Source organism: Enterocloster citroniae (genome assembly GCF_040545455.1).
GTDB lineage: Bacteria > Bacillota > Clostridia > Lachnospirales > Lachnospiraceae > Enterocloster > Enterocloster citroniae.
In genome coordinates this window covers 33,242-54,937 of sequence record NZ_JBEPLZ010000018.1, presented here as the reverse complement: position 1 = coordinate 54,937, position 21,696 = coordinate 33,242, and the positions used below count along the sequence as shown (strand labels likewise).

Sequence of the window (21,696 nt, the reverse complement as noted above, 5' to 3'; positions counted from 1 at the left end):
GCCCTCACTCTCTCTCCATAGGAATCTTCATAACTACCTGAGTGAATTGATTTTTTTTGCTGGAAATGTGGAGTCCATAGCTCTCACCGTAGACATATTTTAATCGCTTATTTACGTTTCCCAATCCCATTCCTTTCGTATTGTGGGGGGAATCCGTATCTTGTATCTCTTCCAGGATATGCATAAGCGTTTCGTGATCCATGCCAGCTCCGTCATCATTAATGTTTATGAGAATATCATGTTCTTTCTGGCAAATTTCTATGGTGATATGTCCCGTTGTATTCTTTCTCTCAATCCCATGAAAAATAGCATTTTCTACAATAGGCTGTAGTACAAATTTTACGATCATGCAGTCCAGAAGAGTGTCATTTTCACAGTACATATGAAATGACACTTTTCCTTTATAGCGAACTCTCTGAATAGCAAAATAAGCATCAATTACAGACAGCTCCTCACGGATAGTAATTTTTTCTGTTGTGCTGCGGGTGGAACAATCTATAATGATGCCCAGAGAAGTAATCATATCTACAATTCCCTGAGCTCCCTGCATAATGGCCATTAATCGGATGGAATTTAATGTATTGTTGAGAAAATGGGGATTTATCTGAGCCTGCAGCATCTGAATTTCCAATTGCCGTTTTTCCTCTGCCCGGTTTAAGTCCTCTGCCATCAATTGTCTGATCCCCTGCTCCATCTCGTAGAGATCACGATTTAAGGATGCGATCTCATTGTTTCCCGGTAATTGTTCTATATCCTCAGAATGATGAAAATTTCCCTTGGCAATCTGATTTACTTTTTTTGCGATTTGGTTAATAGGCTTGGTAAAATTCAGTGACAGGTACCAGGAAAGGAAAAATGCAAATAGCAAGACCAGACCGGAAACTATGAACCCTGTGTTCAGAGCTGTTTTATTCAGCTGAGTAACCTCACTTACCGGTTGAATATGAACCAGTGTATAATCGCTGTGATCGGATTTTTTATAGGTGATCAGTTCTTTGATTTTCTTTTCTTTGTGGATGAAAAAACGTTCTCCTCCCTTTTGGATCCGTCCATAAAACTCCTGATCGCTTAAATTGGTTCCGGTAAGCTCTGGACGATTGGATGCCAGGACTTCCCCTTTGGAATCCATCAGAAAACTTTGAACGCTGGAATGGGGCGGATTATTATTTTCAACCAGCATTTCTGAGTCTAAGAGAATGACCAGTTTGCCAAGAGGTTTACTGTTATAGTCATATTTTATTTGTTTGTAAACAGGTATTACATATTCGGCCGGGGAGGACCGAAGAATGGTGGGGATTCGGTTGTGATTAGGAATCGCATGGTAATAGACAGTCTGCCCCTTTGTGGTGGAAGCCTGCTTATACCAGGAATCATGGTTGAACATGTGCACATCCACATTGTATGCATTGGAACCATATTTGATAATGAGTCCGTTGTCTCCGATGATATAGAGTGAACTGATCCAATTTTTCAAACTGAAGAACAGATTGCGGTCATTAATATTATTGTAAACCCTGCTTTTTACCGTGTCAAAAATATGTATTGAATCTCCCTGTCGTTTTAACAATACATGAATATCCTCATTAAGACAGATCCAGTCAATAAAACTGTTTAATTGATAGAGGTCACGGTCAATGGTATCCATCCTGGAGGAAACCAGAAGATACACCTGCTCACCGGCATTATTAATGATTAGCTGGGAGGACGAATCATAGTAGTAGGAGGAAAAAAATATCCCTACAATCAGAACAACCGTACAAAAGTAGGCAATGAGCTGAGTTCTCAATGAAACATGTTGTTTAGGAAAGAATTTCAAGCCACCACCCCCAAGATATCGTTTGATATAGTATAACAAATAGAAACTAAAAATGAAAGAGATATTATATTTACCATAAATATGTACAATAAAACATTATTTTGTATTATTTCCACAAAAGAGTATGGTAAATGATGGGAAAATAATCACTAAAAGATATAGTAATTATGCGTGCCCCTGCATTGTTTGGATATTATAAAAATGTTACCATAATTACAGATAATATATTGGGGAATAAGAGAAAGGAGAATTAATTATGGCAAAAAAATGGTTTCTTAGGTTCATTCCTATCCTTCTTGGAATGATCATGTTATCGGGGTGTGGAAAGAACAACCAAGGGGATTCCACGTCCTCATCACCGCCGCCAGGTACGGATAGTGCCGGTGCAGCATCTCAAACCTCTGAGCCTCCTGTGACGGATGAGCCGGTGAAGCTGACCTGCTGGTTTGAAGCAGCTTTCCGTGGTGTTTATGACCAGACGGAACCAGGAGCTGATTTTGGGGATTTCCACAGATATGTAGCAGAGGAATATAAGAAGATTCATCCCAATGTGGATATTGAAGTTGTGGTTGTGGGGCCTCAGGAGCGGGCGGAAAAGCTGAGTGTAGCGGTACAGTCTAATGAGATGCCGGACCTGATGTTTGATACTCATTTTGCGCTGTTTGACTATGCACATGCAGGGATTCTTCTTCCTCTAAATGATATTATAACGCCTGAGGACAGAGAAGATATTCCGGCAGCCGCCTGGGACAATGTTACGTTAAACGGCAACACTTACATGTTTCCATTTACGTCAGAAGATGGACATATGGGATTAAATCTGGATCTTTTTGAGCAGGCGGGAGCCATGGACTATGTGCCGGAAGGAGAGATAGGCCAGTGGACGCCGGAAGAATTTCGGGATGCTTTGCGTGCGCTGAAAAAGGGGCTGCCGGAGGATGTATATCCTTTTGTATTTTATTGCGGGGGACCCACGGGGGATACATGGAATAACATGTTGCTCCGCATGTTTGGTGCCCAATTCTTTAATGAGGACACCACGGAAATCGTATTGAATGACGAAAAGGGAGTGAAAGCACTGGATTTTCTCCTTAGCCTTCAGGAGGAGGGGCTGATTGCACCTGGTTGTGAGACTCTGACAGTGGAAGATGCAGTCCAGATTTTCTTAAACAAGAAAGCGGCAGTCAGTGTGTTTAATGTGCTCCATTATAATAACCTGATGAAGGGATTAAATGAAGGAACCATTGAGAAACCGTTTAACTTGAAATTTGCTTACATTCCTAACGAGGAAGGTCCTACCTGCTTTACCTATGTGTTTGGCAGTGCTGTCTTTGCTACAGGAGATGAGAAAAAGATCGCAGCAGCAAAGGATTTCATAAAATTCTATTCTTCACCTCCATATTCTGATGCATCGATGATTATGCTTCCTTTCCGTAATTCGGTGGCAGATAAACTAAGGGAAACCAATCCAACTATGGCACAGCTGGCAGAATCCCTCCAGTATTCCAAACCGTTTAATCAGTTGGCACCGGGATATCTGGAATTGCGTGCACTGTTCTTCCCGGAATTACAGGCAGCTTTCACAGGACAGAAGACAGCTCAGGAGGCTTTGGATTCTTATGCTCAGAAAGGGAATGAAATACTAAAAAAGAATGTTGAAAAGTCAAAACTGCTGAATCATTAGGAGCTTATAAAAAAAGCTGTGGGAAAAATGGACAAAGGAGGTGAAGCCCATGGAATTCCTGTACCGTGCAGGTAAAGGGTGGAAAAAACAGAAATGGGGATATCTCTTTATTGCACCTCAGATGACACTCTTTCTGATATTTTTGGTATACCCTGTATTAGAAGGAATTCATTTGAGCTTGTATGATATTAAATTCTTGGATAAGGAATGGGCAGGCCTGGGTAACTATGTAAAACTATTTCAGGATGAGGTTTTTAGGAAAGCCCTTGTAAATACCCTGGCTTTTGTCTTTTGGGGCACGCTTTTTACTGTAGTGGCCGGATTGTTTATTTCAGTTTCCATCTTTGACAAAGCGCCCAGGTATGTGTCGGTGATCAGGGGGAGTTTTTATCTCCCCACGATCATATCGGTAGTGGTACTTTCCATTGTCTGGTCATGGCTTCTGAATCCCGCCATGGGTATCATCAATTATTATATGGCGGAAATGGGGATGGAGCGGGTCAATTTCATGGGAAATGTAAAGTTTGCCATGCCGGTATTGATCTTTATGGTTTGGTTGGTAAATATAGGGCAGGCGGTTATCTTATTTGTAGCAGCTATGCAAGGAATCTCAGGGGATATTCTTGCGGCGGCTGAAATCGATGGTTCCAGTCGTTTCCAAAAGATTATTTATGTGATTCTCCCCATGATAAAAAATAATGTTGTGTACTTGATGGTATTAAGCATTATAAGCATTATTAAGGTGTTTATCGCTATTGATCTGATGACCAGGGGAGGTCCTAATTATGCTACCACTACAATGATGTATCTCTGCTATCAGGAGGCATTTAAAAATAATAAGTTAGGGAGCGCGTCAGCAATCGGGGTCATTATGTTTATGGTTGTCTTACTGCTTTCCATAACTCAGTTTAAAACATTTAGAATGGAAGATTGAGGGAGGGAGACTATGAAGCACAGGCTTGAGCACATGGGCAGGTTTGATCTTATCTGCAATATTGTCATTTCCGCCGCGGCAATTTTGAATCTGTTTCCCCTCTATTGGATGATCAGCAGTTCGCTGAAGGTTTCGCAGGATGTGAGTAAGATGCCTCCGGACTGGATTCCATTTCCTCCAGCTGTACAAAATTATAAGAACCTGTTCCAGACTGGCCATGCATTGACATGGACCTGTAACAGTTTCCTCATTGCGATTGGAACAACAGCAGCGATTCTGCTGGTAAGTGCTATGGCATCCTATTCCTTTGCCAAGCTGAGATTTTGGGGAAGAAATACAATTTTCCTTGCCTTTATTCTGACATTAATGATTCCAAAGGAGATTTATATTGTTCCTCTTATAAAGGTAATGCAGTATTTGAATTTAAAGGGAACTTACATAGGTATTATTCTGCCCAATGTGGCTCTGCCGTTCGGTGTGTTCCTGCTCCGCCAATTTTTTGCCACAGTGCCCGACTCGCTTAGGGAGTCGGCCTGGTTGGATGGAGGTTCAGAGTGGAATGTATTTACGAAAATCATGCTTCCTATCTGTAAGCCGGGATTGTCGGCACTGGCAATCCTAATGTTTGTACAAACATGGAATGATTATTTGTGGCAAATGGTGATGATAACTAAGGATTCTATGAAGACACTCCAGCTGGGGGTCGCATTGATGCAGCAGGAGAATAATCCTGATTACGGACTTAAGATGGCCAGTGCCTGTGTGGCGGCAGTGCCTATGATTTTAGTGTTTTTTGTGTTTCAGAGGTATTTTACAAGTGGAATTACCATGGGAGCAATTAAAGAATAGGAGCTGCTAAGAATAGGAACTGCTGAAAGCAGGAAACAAAGTGAACGAAAAAAGGAGGAGAGGAACATGTCAGTGATAGAAAAAAATTATGATGTGGTAGTGGTAGGAGGAGGGCTTGCTGGAGTCTGCGCCGCATTGGCCAGTGCCAGAGGGGGAGCAGTTACAGCCTTGATTCAGGATCGTCCGGTTCTTGGAGGAAATGCCAGTTCTGAGGTGCGGATGTGTATTTGCGGGGCAGATGCCCATGGAACGCGCCCCAATGCCAGGGAGACCGGAATCGTGGAAGAGTTTTTACTAAAGAACCGAAGATGCAATGTGGAGCAGTCATTCTCTATTTCTGATACGATTTTTTGGGAAATGACACATTTTCAGGAAAATCTGGATCTTTATCTTAACACGCGGGTTACTCAGGTGGAAACAGAAGGAGATATGATTACAGCAGTATCAGCAGTCCAGATTACTAATGAAAAGGAGTACCAAATAAATGGTAAAATTTTTGTGGATAGTACTGGAGATGGATTTGTAGGAGCCAGAGCAGGCGCTGAATATATGAAAGGACGGGAGGCAAAAACCGAATTTAACGAACCGGATGCGCCGGATACCCATGACGATTATGTAATGGGGATTACTCTGATGTTTAAATCTTTTAATACCGGGAGGCCGGTAAAGTTTGAGAAACCTTTTTGGGCCAACACCTATACTGAAGAGGATTTAAAACATCGTGGACACTGTTCCGGTGCCCATATCTGGCAGTCCAAATATGGAATAGACTCCGGATATTGGTGGATCGAGCTAGGGGGAGGAGAGTTAGATGTCATAGAAGATACAGAGGAAATCCGGGATGAACTGTTAAAAATCCTATATGGAGTATGGGATCATCTGAAGAATGGAGGCGACCACGGAGCGGAAAATTATGTGCTGGATTGGGTACAGTTCCTTCCCGCAAAGCGGGAGAGCCGGCGCATTACGGGAGATTATGTCCTTAATGAAAGGGATCTGCTCTCCTCATCCAAATTCCAGGATGCAGTTGCGTATGGAGGCTGGCCCATGGATATGCATGCAATCAGAGGAATGAAGAATTTGGAATCTTTACCGACAGACTATATCCATGTTCCTGATATATTCCAAATTCCCTATCGATGCTATTATTCAAAAAATATCAGGAATCTTATGATGGCAGGTCGATGTATCAGTGTATCTCATATGGCTCACGGTTCTACCCGGATGATGGGAACCTGCGGGGTTGGCGGGCAAGCGGTAGGTACTGCTGCGGCTCTTGCTATCCGTAAGCAATGCCTCCCAAAGGACATTGGGAATTGTATAGAGGAATTACAGCAGCAGCTTTTGCGTGATGATTGTTATATTCCGGATGTCAAAAATAGTGATGCAGAAGACAAGGCACCTTTATGCACCAACATTACGGCTACCTCTTGGATAGAGGGAAAGGAGCCTTGGCATGTGGTTGATGGCGTACACAGAAGCGAAAAGGACAATTCCCATTGTTGGCAGTCCGGCCGATTGGGCGAAGGGCAGTCGATTATTCTGGATTTTGGTAAAGCAGTAGAGCTGTCTGAACTGATTTTACGTTTTGATACGAACTTAGGTAAAGAGATTTCGCTGTTTTTGTTCAAAGCCCATTTAGTGGACCAGATTCCCGGGGTGCCGCCGGAACTGGTAAAAGATTTTACAGTTGAGTTTTTACTAGATCATCAGGTGGTGAGAACAATCCCTGTCTTGGAAAACTATATGCGAATGGTGAAACTTCCAATGGGACAGCAGGTATGCTGTGATCAGATTCAGGTGACCGTGACAGACACTTATGGGGCGGATTTCGGAAAGATTTATGAAATCAGAGCTTACTAAATATTAGGAAAGGACAAAATGGAAAAAGCAGGAGTGGAAAAGGCAGATTGTATATTGGAACGCTTTTGCCTGAAGGGAAAAACTGCAATCGTCACAGGAGGAAATACAGGGCTGGGTGCGGATATGGCTTTGGCTCTTGCACAGGCGGGGGCTAACGTTATTGTAACCTCCAGAAGTCTTAAACGGGCTAAAGACGCTGCCAGAGAATTGTCAGAACATTATGGTATAAATAGTCTTGGATTGGAGTTAGTGCAGCAGGAATGGGACAGTGTAGAGCAGATGGCAGGGGAAGCGGCCTCATTCCAAGGCAGGATTGATATTTTGGTAAATAATGCCGGAGGAGGTGCGGGACTTTCAGATGGAGATTTTGCAGTCCGTGATATCCACGCTATGGAGGAGATGATTGCCGTTAACCTTATGGGTGTTTTGTACTGCTGTCGGGCAGTAGCTGGATATATGATCAAGCAGGGAAGGGGAAAAATTGTTAATATTGCATCAGTTGCAGGTATGGTGGGAAGAAACCGGATCATATATAAGGAGAATGGACGTAACCAGCAGCCGGTGGAATATGCGGCGGCAAAAAGCGGTGTTATTGGAATGAGCCGGGATCTTGCGGCATATCTGGCCCCTTATGGAATTCATGTCAATTCGCTGTCACCGGGATTATTTAATAAAGGAGAACTGAGCCAGGGATTTGACCGGGATTCCAGTAAAAAAATCCCCCTGGGACATATGGGACATATGGGGGGAGATATCATGGGGCCGGTTTTGTTCTTGTGCAGCAGTGCATCAGATTACGTGACAGGGCACAACTTGGTGGTAGATGGTGGATTCTCTATATACAGATAAAACAAGCAGGAGAAGGAAAGGCTGATATGGATAATTTGGATTATAAAAAGCTAAAGGTAGCTGTGGCGGGGTGCGGTTCCATTGGCAAACGGCATATTCGTATCTTGCATACCCTGGGAGTTGAGGATATCAGGGTTTTTGATTCCTCAAGGGAAAAGATGGAGGCGGCCCTTGCTGGGACTCCGGGGATAGGGCTGGCAGATTCATATGATGATTTACTGGACAGCCATCCGGAGGTGGTGTTTATCCTCACTCCCACTGGACTCCATATAGATATGGCAGTCCAGGCTTTGACTCGTGGATGCCATGTGTTTTTGGAAAAGCCATTGTCAGTTGATCTTGACGGGGTTGCGCACCTAAAGGAATTACGGGATAGGACAGGGCTGAAAGTTATGGTAGGTTTTTGTTTTCGCTATCACCAGGGCCTTTTAAGGGCAAAAGATCTTTTAAGTCAGGGAGAAATTGGAAGGCTGATATCTGTCAGAGCTATGGTGGGGGAACATCTTCCCACTGTCCGCCGTGATTATCGGAAAACCTATTACGTAAAGTATTCCGGCGCTTTTGAGATGGTACATGATCTAGACTTGGCTATCTGGTATGCGGGGCAACCGGTGAAACGTAGCTATGGTATCTACGGTGCCTACACAGACTTGGGATTTGAGTCTCCAGATAATGTGGAATTACTTTTGGAATTCGAGGACAGGCTTTCTGCCAGCATACATCTGGATTTTTATCAGCGTCCCCGTAGAAGGGTAATGGAACTTGTGGGTACGGAGGGAACCATACTTATCGATTTTTCAAGGTGGGAGGATTATACGATTTATTTAGGGCGTGCAGATGGTAACTGGGAAAAGGAGACAGGAGTCACAACCCGGGATGATATGTTTATAGACGAAGATCTCGAGTTCCTTCGGGCAGTTGCTGAGGATCTTCCTGTGTCATGCACTATAGAAGAAGCGTGTAAATCCCTGGAAGTTGTGTTGTCGGTAACACGGCCATTGTAATTATTGCATATTAAAAACAGAATGATAAGAGGCAGACTGTCCATCAGCCTGCCTCTTAATTCGGTTCATGAAAATCCTAACTATGAAGATCAGGATCTATCTTTTCTTCCTCCAGCGCTTCTCTATAATACGCCAGCATCAGATCCACCATCCGCCCATAACTCCTGACACCATCCTCCTGGCTGTGTGCTTTCAGGTAGCGGTCATTGAGCTGGGTGGAGGCTTCTGCCACCTTGCCGTCATATTGGTCCCAGAACTGGTTGTTCCATTTCAGATCCTGGGCTGCTTTGGGGGAGAGCATGCCATAGAGTTCATAGTATGCTTCCAGGTCCACCTTTGCCAGGGCATTGCCTGCGTAGACCCAGCCGGTGAGGTAGCCGCTGTAGCGGAAATCCGATGACTGGGAGCCGATGCATGCCAGGTAGCCGATGAAGTTGGCCTCGTCCTCCCGCATAAAGCCTTTTAGGTGGGAGAGCTCATGGCAGATGGTGTGGGGAATATTGTAGTAGGGCATTTCCCTGTTATAGTTCGCCTCAATGGTAAAGGGGGAATAGATGCCGCAGAGCTGCTGGATGGACAGCAGCCTGGGGTTCATCAGGGGCTTGGGGTAGGGGTAGTATCCATCCAGCTGGGCATAGGAAGCTCCCAGGTTGTTCATGGCGGTTACGCCTTCCAGACCCATTTCCCTGAGAGCGGACATTGCCGGCAGAGGGGTATCCTCTGTCTGGCCCGGATACAGGCCGGACAGGAAATCCGTAGAGTGGTCCACTTCCTCCAGGGAACTGTTCACCTGACTGGTCAGGAACAGGCACAGGCTGTAAAGCTCCTCTGCAGAGGACTGTTCCATAACCATACCCGCCTCATAGGAAAATGGGCTCCTGTAATAGTTGATCCCGCAGTTTATTGTAAACAGGAACAGCAGGAGACAGGCATAAAAGAAGACACGGGCCAGTGAGCACAGGGGCCTCTTAAACAGGAGGACAATGCTGATGATGCAGAATACTACGGTAAGGTACAGACCTGCCTCAGAGAGGGAAAATGGAAACAGCCCGCTAAAACGCCCCAGTGTGTTCACCAGCACAGGATAGACTGTGACGGAGTAGTTCTGGGCAAATCCGGGGACCATCCTGGAACACATGGTGAGGATGCCTGAGAGAAGAACCAGAACAAGACCCGCTATAAAAAGGCGGAGCGCAGTCCCGGGGCAATTGGCGGCTAAACCGGAGGATCGTAAGTTGGCTTTTAAGGGAAGCTTCATAGGTATACCTGCCTTTATTTAGTATCACACCCGCTGTTATTTTTAGCGATTACTTTAATATATGGATCACACCGGCCTCGTCAAGTTCCACCAGCACGGTAGCCGCAATGGGGAAAAGGAAAATGCCGGGAAGGCCCAGAAGCTTTCCTCCTGCAAAGATGCACAGCAGGGTAGCGGCCGGGGAAAGCCCCATTTGCAGGCCGATCACCTTGGGCTCCAGCGATTGGCGGATGACAGTGATCAGCAGGTAGAGGCAGAGCAGGCCGAAGCCCAGGCTTTTGGGACCGCTGACCCAGGCTGTCAGGGCCCAGGGAAGTAAAATGGTGCCTGTACCCAATACGGGGAGGATATCCACCAGTGTAATGAGGCAGGCGGTTGTAAATGCCATGGGTACACCCAGTATATAGAATCCTGCATAGAGTTCCGCAAAGGTCAGGGACATTAACAGGGCATAGGCCCTTATAAGGCGGCCTGTAACATTACGGGCGCTGGTCCAGGCTTGAATAAGCATGGTGCGTTTGTCTTTTGGCAGCTGGCGCAGGAGAAAAGAGATGACCTGGCGATAACTGCCGGTGAGGAAAAAAGAGGCGATCACTGTTACAAGGAGATCCACCAGCAGGGTGGGGAATCCCACGATCACAGATGCCCCCCAGCCGATCAGGCTGGAGGAAAGGGCGCCCGCCGCATTTTCCATGGCATGTTCCAGACTGCTTCCAAGGGAGGAGATATGGATGCTGTGTCCGGGAAAGCTGTTTTCCAAAAGGGAAAAGAATCGGGACAGACCCGGCTCCACCACCTCGCTGTAAAAGGCGGGCAGTTTTTTTCCCTGTTCCTGGATCATGGTCACGGCCTGGCTTCCTGCCAGCGCTATGATCCCAAGGATACACCCGTAAAATACCAGCAGAACCACCACAGCTGCCTGTTCCTTTCCTCTCCCCATCCGCGCTTCCAGCAGGGAGACGGCAGGATCCAGCATAGCGGCAATGGCCAGTGCCGCTATGAAAGGCATGAGCATGGGAATCAGCCGTTTAAAAAGTATGTAGCAGAGCACGCCAATGATGGAAAAGTAGACGAAGCTGATAATGAATGTCCTGCGCTTTTGAATGTCCATAAATTAGATTCCTGTTTATTTCATTACCTCTATTATAGGCATTCCGCAAGTCACAGTCAAGGAAGAATCCCCAGAAAATGGGGGACAACCCTTGGTATATTTTTTGCTGGAACAGTGTTGTTTTGCACATGTTCCTCCATATACCATTGGCATCCCCCGGAATATGAAAAATAGGGACCGCCTCCGCTGTAATTACCGGAATCAGAAGCCGGCCAGCAAGCGGGTTAGAAATGAGATCCCCATACACAATGCAATGCCGGGAAGGGTGGAGATACATACGGCTGCCGCTGCCCATTTCCATCCCCTGGCCTCTCTGGCAATGGCTTTGCATGTGGTCAGGCAGGGCCAGTGAAACAGGGCAAATACCAGGGTACACATCGCAGTGGTCCAGGTCCATCCGTTGGATGTGAGCAGCTGGTGCAGAGGGAGCCCGCTGGTCATGGACACCAGGCTGTCCCCTTGCATGTATATCATGATCAGAAGGGGCAGGACCAGCTCGCTGGCAGGAAAACCCAGGATAAATGCGGCAAGGATGATGCCGTCCATTCCCAGAAGCCGGGCGGCAGGGTCCAGAACGCCGGTAAAAAAGGAGAGAAGACTGGGCCCGTTTACCCCCTGGGATGCAAAGGCCAGCGCAAACCCGTCAGACCCTGTGTAGATCGCATTGGCCAGGAACCAGATAAGGATTCCGGCAGGAACAGAAGCCTTGACGGCGCGGGCCACCATGACCAGGGTCCTGTTCAGCAGGGAGCGCAGAGCGGAGGCCGTGATCCTCGGCTTCCTGTACGGCGGCATTTCCAGGACAAAAGCAGAGGGAAGTCCCTTTAATGCGGTACGGGATAAAAGCCAGGAAATTCCCAGGGCCATGTAGACTGCGGACAGCAGCAGGATGGCAAAAAACAGGGCGCAGGCCAGGGAGCCGGCCACAGAGTCAACCGGGGCTGAAGCAAAAAACAGGGGGATCAGGGCAATAAAAATGGGAAGCCGGCCGCAGCAGGGAACCATGGAACTGGTCAGCACGGCTGCCATGCGCTCCCTGGGAGAGCGGATCGCCCTGCAGCAGGCCACGCCCGCGGCGTTGCATCCCAGTCCCAGAGCCATGGAAAGGCAGTGTCCTCCGCAGGAACTGCATTTTTCCAATACAGGATCCATGACGCAGGCTGCCCTGGGCAGGAAGCCCAGGTCCTCCAGCAGGGTAAAGCAAAAGAAGAAGACGGTAAGCGGGGGAAACATCACGGCCACGGCCCAGGACATGGCCCTGAATCCCCCGTGGATCAGGCTTCCCGTGACCCATGGAGCTGTTCCCAGATAAGTCATGATCATGTCCAGGCGGTTTTCCAGCCGTGCCAGCGCATCCCACAGGATCCGCGATGGAAGGCCGGCGGCAGCCATGGTCAGCCTGAGCACCGCGGCCAGGGCCAGCAGCAGTATGACTTTTCCCAGAACCGGGCTGGTGAGCAGGTGATCCGCTATGACCCTGCGTGCTCCGGAAGCAGCGGATATGACGGTAATACATTCGCGGGTCAGATTTTTAGGGGAAAAGTCCAGACAGTCATAGGAAAACATCTGACTGTTGGACGGCTTTGCCGCATAGTGGATGGCTGCCTTTATATCATCCAGGTGCCTTTGTTTTCTGGCGCAGCAGGGAATGACGGGGATTTGAAGCACATCCTCCAGAAGGTTAAAGTCAATGAGGATTCCCTGACGCAGGGCTTCATCACAAAAATTCACACACAGTACAATGGGGGTGTTGGTTTCTTCCTGAGCCGCCCGCTTCACAACCTGCTTGAGAAGATGGAGGCCCATCTCCAGCCGGGTGGCGTCAGCCACCACAGCGATCACATCAGGCCGTACCGGAAACAGGGGAACAGGGGTCTGTTTCCGGTACGGCGCAGGGAAGGCCTCCCTGGGAAGGGAATAGATGCCTGGAAGGTCCATGAGCAGGTAGGTGGTATCACAGTACCGGTAGGTTCCCCGGCCGGGTGTACCGTCATCCCCCCACCAGCCGCCGGTATAGCGGCATTTACCTGTAAGACCGTTAAATATCGTGCTTTTTCCCGCTTTGGGACTGCCTGTAAGAGCAATGACACTGCATCCATTTTCCATTGAATCACTCCATATATATAAAATCCGCCACAGAGGGCGGAGCAGTTCTTATAATTACATATGCCGCAGAAATACCTCTGTGCAAGGCCCGATACCGGGTTGCGCAAATAACCGTGAAAACTCCCCCGGTCCGGGGGCATTCATATCACATATGACAGGATGAATCCACTGCTTGACGGCAGAATCGATATCAACTATACTTATACGCAGTACTGGAGCGAGTTTGAACATCACTCTAATTCAAAAACAATCAGGAGATGAACGGTTATGGGATATCAGGACGATTATGTTATGAGAACGATCAGTGATCTGGTAAGGGCCATTGCAAGGCTGGTGCTGGGCAAGAACGATATTGATTATGAACTGCCGGAGGACGAGGAAAAGTATACCCCTCTGGACAGGACATACCGTCAGTTAAAGGATCTGGCGGATGCGGGTGACATTAACGAGGCTGAGAATTTTCTTTCCGACCAGCTGGACCCTCCGGACCTGGATTGTCTGGAGATGGCCCTTACTTTTTATATGTATCTGAACCAGTTTAATGATGACATCCTTTACCAGGCCAACTATTCCAGGGAAGAGATTGTGGATGGCATTAACAGCGTATGCGCGGAGTACGGTATTTCCGGCTTTGAGCATTTCGTAGATACGACCATGGTTTAGAAAGAGAGTGTTCATGGAGATAAAGAAGGAGTGCGTCCAGTTTCTGGGGGAGTACTATAAGGAACTGTTTTTTGGAAATGTGAACAAGCGCTACCGGGCCATGACCGGGGCGGAATTAAAGAAGCGCCTGCGCCGCCTGACAGAGGAGAACTTAAAGCCCATTGAAAAGGCCAATGAGCTCAGTGATATCCATGCCATGCTGTCCAAAGTCTGTGCCTGTCTCATGCGCAAGGAGGGGAACCTGCCTCCGGGACCGGCGGTGGAGGAATGGGAAAAGAACTGCGCCTCCATGGGGGAGTTCTGCGAGGCGCTGGCAAGAAAGGATCTGGAATATCTGTCCGGCCTGTCACTGGAGGAACTGGAGCATGTGCTGAAGATGCAGGGCATCCGCCGCTATCTTCTGACCAATTCACTGGAACGGGCCTATCAGCTGTTCTATATACCCAAAACCATAAAAAAGGGAATACGGGAATCCGTGAACCAGAAGCCGGAGGAGGAATACCCCGGAGCCAGGGAGATGAAGCGAAGGTTTATCCTCCATGTGGGGCCTACCAACAGCGGTAAGACCCACGATGCCCTGGAGCGCCTGAAGGAGTGCGGCCATGGAGCGTATTTCGGTCCCTTAAGGCTTCTGGCTCTGGAGGTTTACGACAAGCTGAACGCAGAAGGACTGCCCTGTTCCATGATAACAGGGGAGGAGACCCTGGAGGTGCCCGGTTCGATCTGCCAGTCCTGTACCGTGGAAATGCTCAATGACCATGAATATTTTGACATTGTGGTGGTGGACGAGTGCCAGATGATCGCAGATCCATATAGGGGACATAACTGGACCAGGGCCGTGCTGGGACTTCGGGCTGATGAGATACATCTGTGCATGGCGCCGGAGGCGGAGGATATTGTGGTCCAGATGATCAAGCGGTGCGGTGATCAGTACCGGGTGGTGCGCCATAAGAGGAATACAAGGCTGACCATGGAGTCCAAACCATATAATCTGAAGAGGGACCTGAAAAAAGGAGATGCATTGATTGTATTTTCCAAGAAATCAGTGCTGGCCCTGGCAGCCCATCTGGAAAACGAAGGGATCCACTGCAGCGTTATATACGGAAGCCTTCCTCCTGCCACCAGAAGGGAACAGGTCCGCCGTTTCCTTGCAAAAGAGACAGAGGTTGTGGTCAGCACGGATGCCATTGGAATGGGGCTCAACCTTCCCATCCGCAGGATCGTGTTTGTGGAAACCAGGAAATTCGATGGCGTGAACAAGCGCACCCTGACTCCGGAGGAGATCAAGCAGATCGCGGGCAGGGCGGGCAGGTTCGGCCTGTATGATGAGGGATTTGTCTCGGCCATTGATGAGCCGGAGGTGATCCGGGACGGACTGTCCCGGCTGCCTATTCCCATTATGAAAGCGTATGTGGGATTCCCGGAACAGCTTTTAAACCTGCCTGCTGAGATTGATACCCTGGTAAAGATCTGGGCATCCATGGACACCCCGTCTATCTATGAGAAGATGGAGGTGGATGAGCTGCTGGCATTGTATATGACGTTTGAACATGTGCACCAGAATGATATAGAGGATTTCACCAGGCAGGAGATCTATAAACTGATCACCTGTTCCATTGATATAGATAATAAGATGGTTATGGATCTTTGGAAGGATTACTGCAGGGATTACAGGGAAATGGAAGAACTGGAATTCCCTTACAGTCCCGGGGATGACCTGTATGACCTGGAGAGCTATTATAAGATGCTGGATCTGTATTTCCAGTTTTCCAGAAAAGCGGGACTGCCTGTGCAGACCGAGAATCTGGCCGAGGAGCGGCGCCGGACAGAAGAAGAGATCAGCCGTATCCTGAAAACAGAATGTGCCAGCTATTCCCGCAAGTGTTCTGCCTGCGGAAAAGAGCTGTCATGGGATTACCCCTTCTCCGTATGTGAGAGATGTTTTGAGAGGGGTAAGATAAACCGCGCCCACAACCGCGGGGGGCGCCGGCACTCGCCGGGCACAGTGGGGCGTGTATGATAAAAGTGAGAGAGGCAAAGGAGGAAGAAAATGGAAAGTAAACGTATCATTCAGGTGGAGGACAAGGTGCCCATTAAACTGCTGGTCCCTCTGAGCATTCAGCACATGTTTGCCATGTTCGGAGCGTCCATCCTGGTGCCGTTCCTGTTTGGCATCAGCCCGGCAGTGGTGCTGTTTATGAACGGCATGGGAACTCTGCTGTTTATCTTTGTGACAAAGGGAAAGGCGCCTGCATATCTGGGATCCAGTTTTGCATTCCTGGCACCTGCGGGTGTGGTTATCAGCAGCTTCGGGGAGTCAGGATATGCTTATGCCCTGGGCGGTTTCGTGGTAGTGGGGTTTTGCGGATGTATCCTTGCGTTTATAGTGTATAAGTTCGGCACGGAGTGGATCGATGTAGTTCTGCCCCCGGCTGCCATGGGACCGGTTGTGGCCCTGATCGGACTTGAACTTTCCGGCAATGCGGCCCAGAATGCAGGCCTTTTGGACGAAGTCATGGATCCTAAAAAGATCATTGTGTTTATGATCACTTTGGGCACCGCGGTATTTGGTTCCATTTTGTTTAGGAAATTCTTTTCCGTTATTCCTATCCTGATCGCGGTCATAGCAGGGTATGTGGCGGCATTTGCATGCGGACTTCTGGATTTTACGGCGGTGGCAGCTGCTCCTGTATTTGCCCTTCCTAATTTTTCCAGACCCAAATTCAACCTGGATGCCATTATGACCATCCTTCCGGTGCTTTTGGTCATTACCTCAGAACACATTGGCCATCAGGTGGTGACCAGCAAGATCGTGGGCCGTGACCTGTTAAAGGATCCCGGGCTTCACCGTTCCCTGTTCGGAGACAACTTCTCCACCATGATCTCAGGCCTCATCGGTTCCGTTCCCACCACCACTTACGGTGAGAACATCGGTGTTATGGCCATTACCAGGGTATACAGCGTGCGCGTGATCGCCGGCGCGGCAGTGCTCTCCATTGTATGCTCCTTTATAGGAAAACTGTCCACCCTGATCAGTACCATTCCGGGACCTGTGATCGGAGGCATTTCCTTCCTTCTGTACGGTATGATCGGTACCTCGGGCCTGCGGATCCTGGTGGATTCCAGGGTGGATTACGGCAACTCCAGGAACCTGGCCCTGACCTCGGTCATCTTTGTCACCGGCCTTTCAGGAATTGCTGTAAAGATCGGCAATATCCAGCTCACCGGCATGGTACTGGCCTGTGTGGTGGGGATGATCTTAAGCCTGGTATTCTACCTTCTGGATTATTTCCACCTGACCAATGACCAGGAATGAAAAGTCATTGACATTTAGGGGAATTTCTGCAATAATAACTGATAAAGTAGAGTTTTAAACCGATGAAGCGGAGATCAAACCGTAAAGGGCATTCACAGAGAGCAGGGGATGGTGGGATCCCTGTAATAGGCCGGACGGCAAATGGACCGCTGAGGGAAAGGTGAAAGTCAGACCAGGAGCAGCCCCTGCGGCTGTCATGAACTGGGATCTGTATCAGTATCCGGACCGCAGGCCTGCGTTAAAGGCAGAATATGTGTTGGCATATTTGTTGAAGCGGTAAACAGATAAGGTGGTATTGCAGGTATTGTATATTCAGACCTGTCCTTTCTTGAAGGGCAGGTCTTTTTGTACATAAATATATCATCTGACCATACGGAAGGAGAGAGGTAATGTCCAAATCATTTTTAATGGGAAATGAAGCAATCGGCCTGGGAGCCATCAGAGCCGGCGTGCGGGTGGTTTCCGGATATCCCGGGACACCGTCCACAGAGGTCCTTGAGACAGTGGCAAAGCATAACCCGGGCGATATTTATGTGGAGTGGTCTGTAAATGAAAAAGCGGGAATGGAGGTGGCTGCCGCGGCTGCCTATACAGGGGCCAGAACCATGGTGACCATGAAGCAGGTAGGGTTAAACGTGGCCTCAGACCCCCTTATGAGTCTGGCCTATGTGGGAGTAAAGGGAGGCATGGTGGTGATGGTGGCGGATGATCCAGGTCCCATTTCCTCCCAGACAGAGCAGGATACACGCTGCTTCGGCCAGTTTTCCAAACTTCCGGTCTTTGATCCCAGTTCCCCGGAGGAGGCGTATGAGATGATCGGGGATGCCTTTGAGTATTCGGAAAAATACCACACGCCCGTGCTGTTCCGCCCCACCACAAGGATCTGCCATGGCTGTGCCAGTGTGGAGTTAAAAGAACGTGTCTGTCTTCCGGAACCCGAGGGTTTTGTGAAAGATTCCAATAAATGGGTGATCTTTCCACGCCTGTCCAACGCCAACCACAGGATGATAGAGGAGCGCAATCCTGTGATCGGCGAGGATTTCAGCTCTTATCGGTTCAATCTGCTGCACAGGGAGAATGAGGAATCGGGAAAGGGGATTATCACCCACGGCATCAACTATGAGTCTGTGATGGAAGCCCTGAACGGCTATCAGGGAGTCCGTGTCCTCAAGATCTCCACCCCCAACCCCATGCCGGAGAAGCTGATGCTGGAGTTTATGGACGGCCTTAAGGAGGTCATGGCAGTGGAGGAACTGGATTCTGTGCTGGAGCAGGAACTTCTGCTTCTGTGCGGAAAGCACCATCTGGATGTGAATGTCAGGGGGAAGCTGACAAGGGATGTCCAAAGCGCGGGTGAGAACAGTGTGGAATCTGTTAGAAATGTGCTGGAGGCATATTTGGGCCGTCCTTACATAGAATACCTGGAAAAAATCGGGGCGGCCCATCCGGTTTCCCCGCTCCCGGTTCCGCCTCTCCCCATCCGTCCTCCCGTGTTGTGTGCCGGATGTCCTCACAGGGCTTCCTTTTATGCAGTGAAGCGGGCCATGGAAAAGCTGAACCGGAATCTGGCTCAGGGCCAAAAGCCGGTGGAGGGGATCTACTGCGGCGATATCGGCTGCTATACCCTGGGGAATGCGAAGCCCTTGGATATGGTGGATACCTGTCTCTGTATGGGGGCTGGCATAACCATGGCCCAGGGTATGCAGAGAGTGGAGCCTGACAAGCGGTATTTTTCCTTTGTGGGAGATTCCACCTTTTTTGCCTCCGGCCTTACAGGCATTGTCAATGCGGTGTACAATGAAGCAAACCTGACCCTGTGCATTCTGGACAATTCCACCACGGCCATGACCGGGCACCAGCCCCATCCGGGCACCGGGCATACCATGATGGGACAGGTGGTGGATAAGATCGATATAACAAAAGTGCTGGAAGGCATCGGTGTCAGGAACATTGTGACAGTGGATGCACTGGATCTGGACCAGTGTGTGGACGCCGTACTGGAGATTTCAGCTAAAAAGGGAGTGGGTGCCGTGATATTTAAGGCGCCCTGCATTGCCATTGTAAAAACCTCCAAAAAGTGCAGGATCGTGGAGGATAAGTGTGTGAACTGCCGGACCTGTATCAATGAGATCGGCTGCCCGGCCCTGGTCCTGGACGGGGATATGGTGAGGATCGATGCCGGACTCTGCAATGGATGCGGACTCTGCGGCCAGATCTGTACAGTGGAAGCCATAGAGCCTGTAGATGAAGGCTGCTAAGTGCTCATAACTAGGAGGATGGATATGACAAAGAATGTATTGTTATGCGGAGTGGGCGGTCAGGGAACAGTCCTTGCATCCCGCCTGATAGCCCTGGCAGCCATGGAAAAGGGAATGGAAGCCAGAGGCGCGGAGACCATTGGAATGGCTCAGAGAGGCGGAAGCGTGGTAAGCCATGTGCGCATTGGGGGAGAGATCTATTCACCCATGATTCCCCACAAAGGGGCGGATGTCATGATCGGATTTGAGCCTGCGGAGGCAGTACGCTGCCTTCCCTATCTGAAAAAGGGCGGATGCGTAGTGGTATCACCCGTTCCTATCCGGCCGGTGACCGCGTCCCTGACAGGAGGCGCCTACACAGGTGAGGAGATGATGGAATATCTGAAACAGACAGTGGATCATCTGGTAGTGGTGGATGGAACCTCCATCTGCAGCCGGTGCGGCTCAACCAAGGTTTTAAATGTGGCCCTTCTGGGCGCTGCCATTGCCAGCGGCCTTATAGGCATTTCCCTGGAGGAGATGGAGCAGGCCATCTTAAAGCGGGTGCCTGAGAAATTCAGAGACATGAACGTGACGGCATTAAAAATGGGCGCTGCCTCAGAGCATGTTTAGACTGTGCCTGAAAACAGCTTTCTGACACCCGGGGGGTGGGCTGACCATTCCCGCCGGGCACACCCCAGCATATAACAGATGGAGGAAAAATCAATGAAGATGAAAGAATCACAGTTCCTTCTTATCAAGGAACAGCTTAAGAAACTGACCAGCAAAGAATGCTTTTACAAACAGAAACTGGAAGGCATCAATGTGGACCAGATCCAGTCGCAGGAGGATTTTGAGAAACTTCCGTTTACATGGAAGGGAGATCTGAGGGAGGCCTATCCTCTTGGGCTTATGGCTGCTCCTGAGGAAGAGATCGTGCGGATCCATTCCTCTTCAGGCACCACCGGAACACCGGTCATCATTCCCTATACCCAGCGGGATGTGGATGACTGGGCCCGGATGTTTGCCCGCTGTTACGAGATGGCGGGGATCACCAACATGGACAGAATCCAGATCACGCCGGGATATGGACTGTGGACTGCCGGAATCGGGTTCCAGCTGGGAGCCGAGCGCCTGGGAGCCATGACCGTGCCCATGGGACCGGGAAACACGGACAAACAGCTGCGCATGATGATGGATATGAAATCCACGGTCCTGTGCGCAACCTCATCTTACGCCCTGCTTCTTGCCGAGGAGATCGCCAAGAGAGGAATCGGGGAGAGGATCTGCCTGAAAAAGGGTGTGATCGGTTCCGAGCGCTGGGGCGAGAAAATGAGAAAAAGGATCGCCTCCGAGCTGGGAGTAGATCTCTACGATATCTACGGCCTGACCGAGGTCTATGGGCCTGGTATTGCCATCAACTGTCAGAAGCAGGGGGCCATGCATTATTGGGATGACTTTATATACATTGAAATTGTGGACCCCAAAACAGGCGAAGTCCTTCCTGACGGAGAGGTGGGAGAGATCGTGATCACCACCCTGAAAAAAGAGGGAGCGCCCCTGATCCGCTACCGCACCCATGACCTTTCCAGGATCGTGCCGGGAGATTGCCCCTGCGGTTCGCCGTATCCCAGGATCGATACCCTGATCGGACGCACGGATGATATGGTCAAGGTAAAGGGTGTGAACATTTTCCCCAGCCAGATCGAGGAACTGCTCAGCTCCATTGGCGGGGCATCCAGCGAGTACCAGGTCATGGTGGACCATCTCCTGGGCAAGGATGTGCTGACCCTGTTTGTGGAGACCAATCCCTCCATTAACCGGTATGCCCTTGAGATTGAGATACAGAACCAGTTTAAGAACAGGATCGGTCTGACACCGGTGGTAAAGCTGGTGGAACTGGGTGAACTTCCCAGAAGCGAGAAAAAATCCACCAGGGTGTTTGACAACAGGTATTAAAAGATCACATAAGAGCAGCCATCAGCCAGAGGAAGTGCCGGCAGGGC

The 21,696-nt window shown here is 49.2% G+C and carries 16 protein-coding genes; 12 read left to right on the top strand and 4 right to left on the bottom strand.

Going from position 1 to position 21,696, the window contains the following annotated elements; genetic code table 11:
* Positions 1-4: 4 nt before the first annotated feature.
* The gene (locus tag ABID13_RS19945) at positions 5-1,786 is read right to left on the bottom strand and encodes a cache domain-containing sensor histidine kinase (RefSeq protein ID WP_494337789.1); all 1,782 of its coding nucleotides are present in this window, start codon (positions 1,784-1,786) and stop codon (positions 5-7) included.
* A gap of 286 nt (positions 1,787-2,072) precedes the next feature.
* Here ABID13_RS19945 and ABID13_RS19940 point away from each other — a divergent pair, with 286 nt between their 5' ends.
* From ABID13_RS19940 to ABID13_RS19915, 6 genes are all read left to right on the top strand, one after another.
* A complete protein-coding gene (locus tag ABID13_RS19940) occupies positions 2,073-3,500 on the top strand; it encodes an ABC transporter substrate-binding protein (protein ID WP_048930003.1) in 1,428 nt (475 codons plus the stop codon).
* A gap of 172 nt (positions 3,501-3,672) precedes the next feature.
* Complete coding sequence (locus ABID13_RS19935) at positions 3,673-4,434, top strand: carbohydrate ABC transporter permease (RefSeq protein WP_197092182.1); 762 nt, start codon at positions 3,673-3,675, stop codon at positions 4,432-4,434.
* 12 nt (positions 4,435-4,446) lie between these two features.
* The gene (locus tag ABID13_RS19930) at positions 4,447-5,283 is read left to right on the top strand and encodes a carbohydrate ABC transporter permease (RefSeq protein ID WP_045093575.1); all 837 of its coding nucleotides are present in this window, start codon (positions 4,447-4,449) and stop codon (positions 5,281-5,283) included.
* A gap of 66 nt (positions 5,284-5,349) precedes the next feature.
* On the top strand, positions 5,350-7,146 hold the full coding sequence (locus tag ABID13_RS19925) for an FAD-dependent oxidoreductase (protein WP_048930002.1): 1,797 nt from the start codon (positions 5,350-5,352) through the stop codon (positions 7,144-7,146).
* Between the two features lie 18 nt (positions 7,147-7,164).
* Positions 7,165-7,995 (top strand): SDR family NAD(P)-dependent oxidoreductase, encoded by an 831-nt coding sequence (locus ABID13_RS19920; RefSeq protein WP_048930001.1) that lies wholly within the window; start codon positions 7,165-7,167, stop codon positions 7,993-7,995.
* Positions 7,996-8,021: 26 nt separating this feature from the next.
* The gene (locus tag ABID13_RS19915) at positions 8,022-8,999 is read left to right on the top strand and encodes a Gfo/Idh/MocA family protein (protein ID WP_048930000.1); all 978 of its coding nucleotides are present in this window, start codon (positions 8,022-8,024) and stop codon (positions 8,997-8,999) included.
* A 76-nt stretch (positions 9,000-9,075) separates the two neighbouring features.
* Here ABID13_RS19915 and ABID13_RS19910 read toward each other — a convergent pair whose 3' ends face one another.
* From ABID13_RS19910 to ABID13_RS19900, 3 genes are all read right to left on the bottom strand, one after another.
* Positions 9,076-10,257 (bottom strand): DUF3810 domain-containing protein, encoded by a 1,182-nt coding sequence (locus ABID13_RS19910; RefSeq protein WP_048929999.1) that lies wholly within the window; start codon positions 10,255-10,257, stop codon positions 9,076-9,078.
* A 49-nt stretch (positions 10,258-10,306) separates the two neighbouring features.
* Positions 10,307-11,368 carry a sporulation integral membrane protein YtvI gene (ytvI, locus tag ABID13_RS19905; protein WP_007865987.1) on the bottom strand — a complete coding sequence of 354 codons (1,062 nt, stop codon included), beginning with the start codon at positions 11,366-11,368 and terminating at the stop codon, positions 10,307-10,309.
* Positions 11,369-11,569: 201 nt separating this feature from the next.
* Complete coding sequence (locus ABID13_RS19900; RefSeq protein ID WP_048929998.1) at positions 11,570-13,474, bottom strand: FeoB small GTPase domain-containing protein; 1,905 nt, start codon at positions 13,472-13,474, stop codon at positions 11,570-11,572.
* Positions 13,475-13,741: 267 nt separating this feature from the next.
* Between ABID13_RS19900 and ABID13_RS19895 the strand changes: the two genes are divergently transcribed.
* The 6 genes from ABID13_RS19895 to ABID13_RS19870 all read left to right on the top strand — a co-directional run bounded on the left by ABID13_RS19895 (position 13,742) and on the right by ABID13_RS19870 (position 21,649).
* Entirely contained in the window at positions 13,742-14,137 is a 396-nt protein-coding gene (locus ABID13_RS19895; protein WP_007865991.1) for a DUF6483 family protein, read from the top strand.
* A 13-nt stretch (positions 14,138-14,150) separates the two neighbouring features.
* Positions 14,151-16,157: a helicase-related protein gene (locus ABID13_RS19890; RefSeq protein WP_045093570.1), complete on the top strand. Its 2,007-nt coding sequence runs from the start codon at positions 14,151-14,153 to the stop codon at positions 16,155-16,157.
* 30 nt (positions 16,158-16,187) lie between these two features.
* Positions 16,188-17,453 (top strand): uracil permease, encoded by a 1,266-nt coding sequence (uraA, locus tag ABID13_RS19885; protein WP_007865995.1) that lies wholly within the window; start codon positions 16,188-16,190, stop codon positions 17,451-17,453.
* A gap of 389 nt (positions 17,454-17,842) precedes the next feature.
* Positions 17,843-19,711: an indolepyruvate ferredoxin oxidoreductase subunit alpha gene (gene iorA / locus ABID13_RS19880; RefSeq protein WP_048929997.1), complete on the top strand. Its 1,869-nt coding sequence runs from the start codon at positions 17,843-17,845 to the stop codon at positions 19,709-19,711.
* Positions 19,712-19,735: 24 nt separating this feature from the next.
* On the top strand, positions 19,736-20,323 hold the full coding sequence (locus tag ABID13_RS19875; protein ID WP_007866001.1) for an indolepyruvate oxidoreductase subunit beta: 588 nt from the start codon (positions 19,736-19,738) through the stop codon (positions 20,321-20,323).
* 93 nt (positions 20,324-20,416) lie between these two features.
* Positions 20,417-21,649 (top strand): phenylacetate--CoA ligase family protein, encoded by a 1,233-nt coding sequence (locus ABID13_RS19870; protein WP_007866003.1) that lies wholly within the window; start codon positions 20,417-20,419, stop codon positions 21,647-21,649.
* The last annotated feature ends 47 nt before the right edge of the window (positions 21,650-21,696 follow it).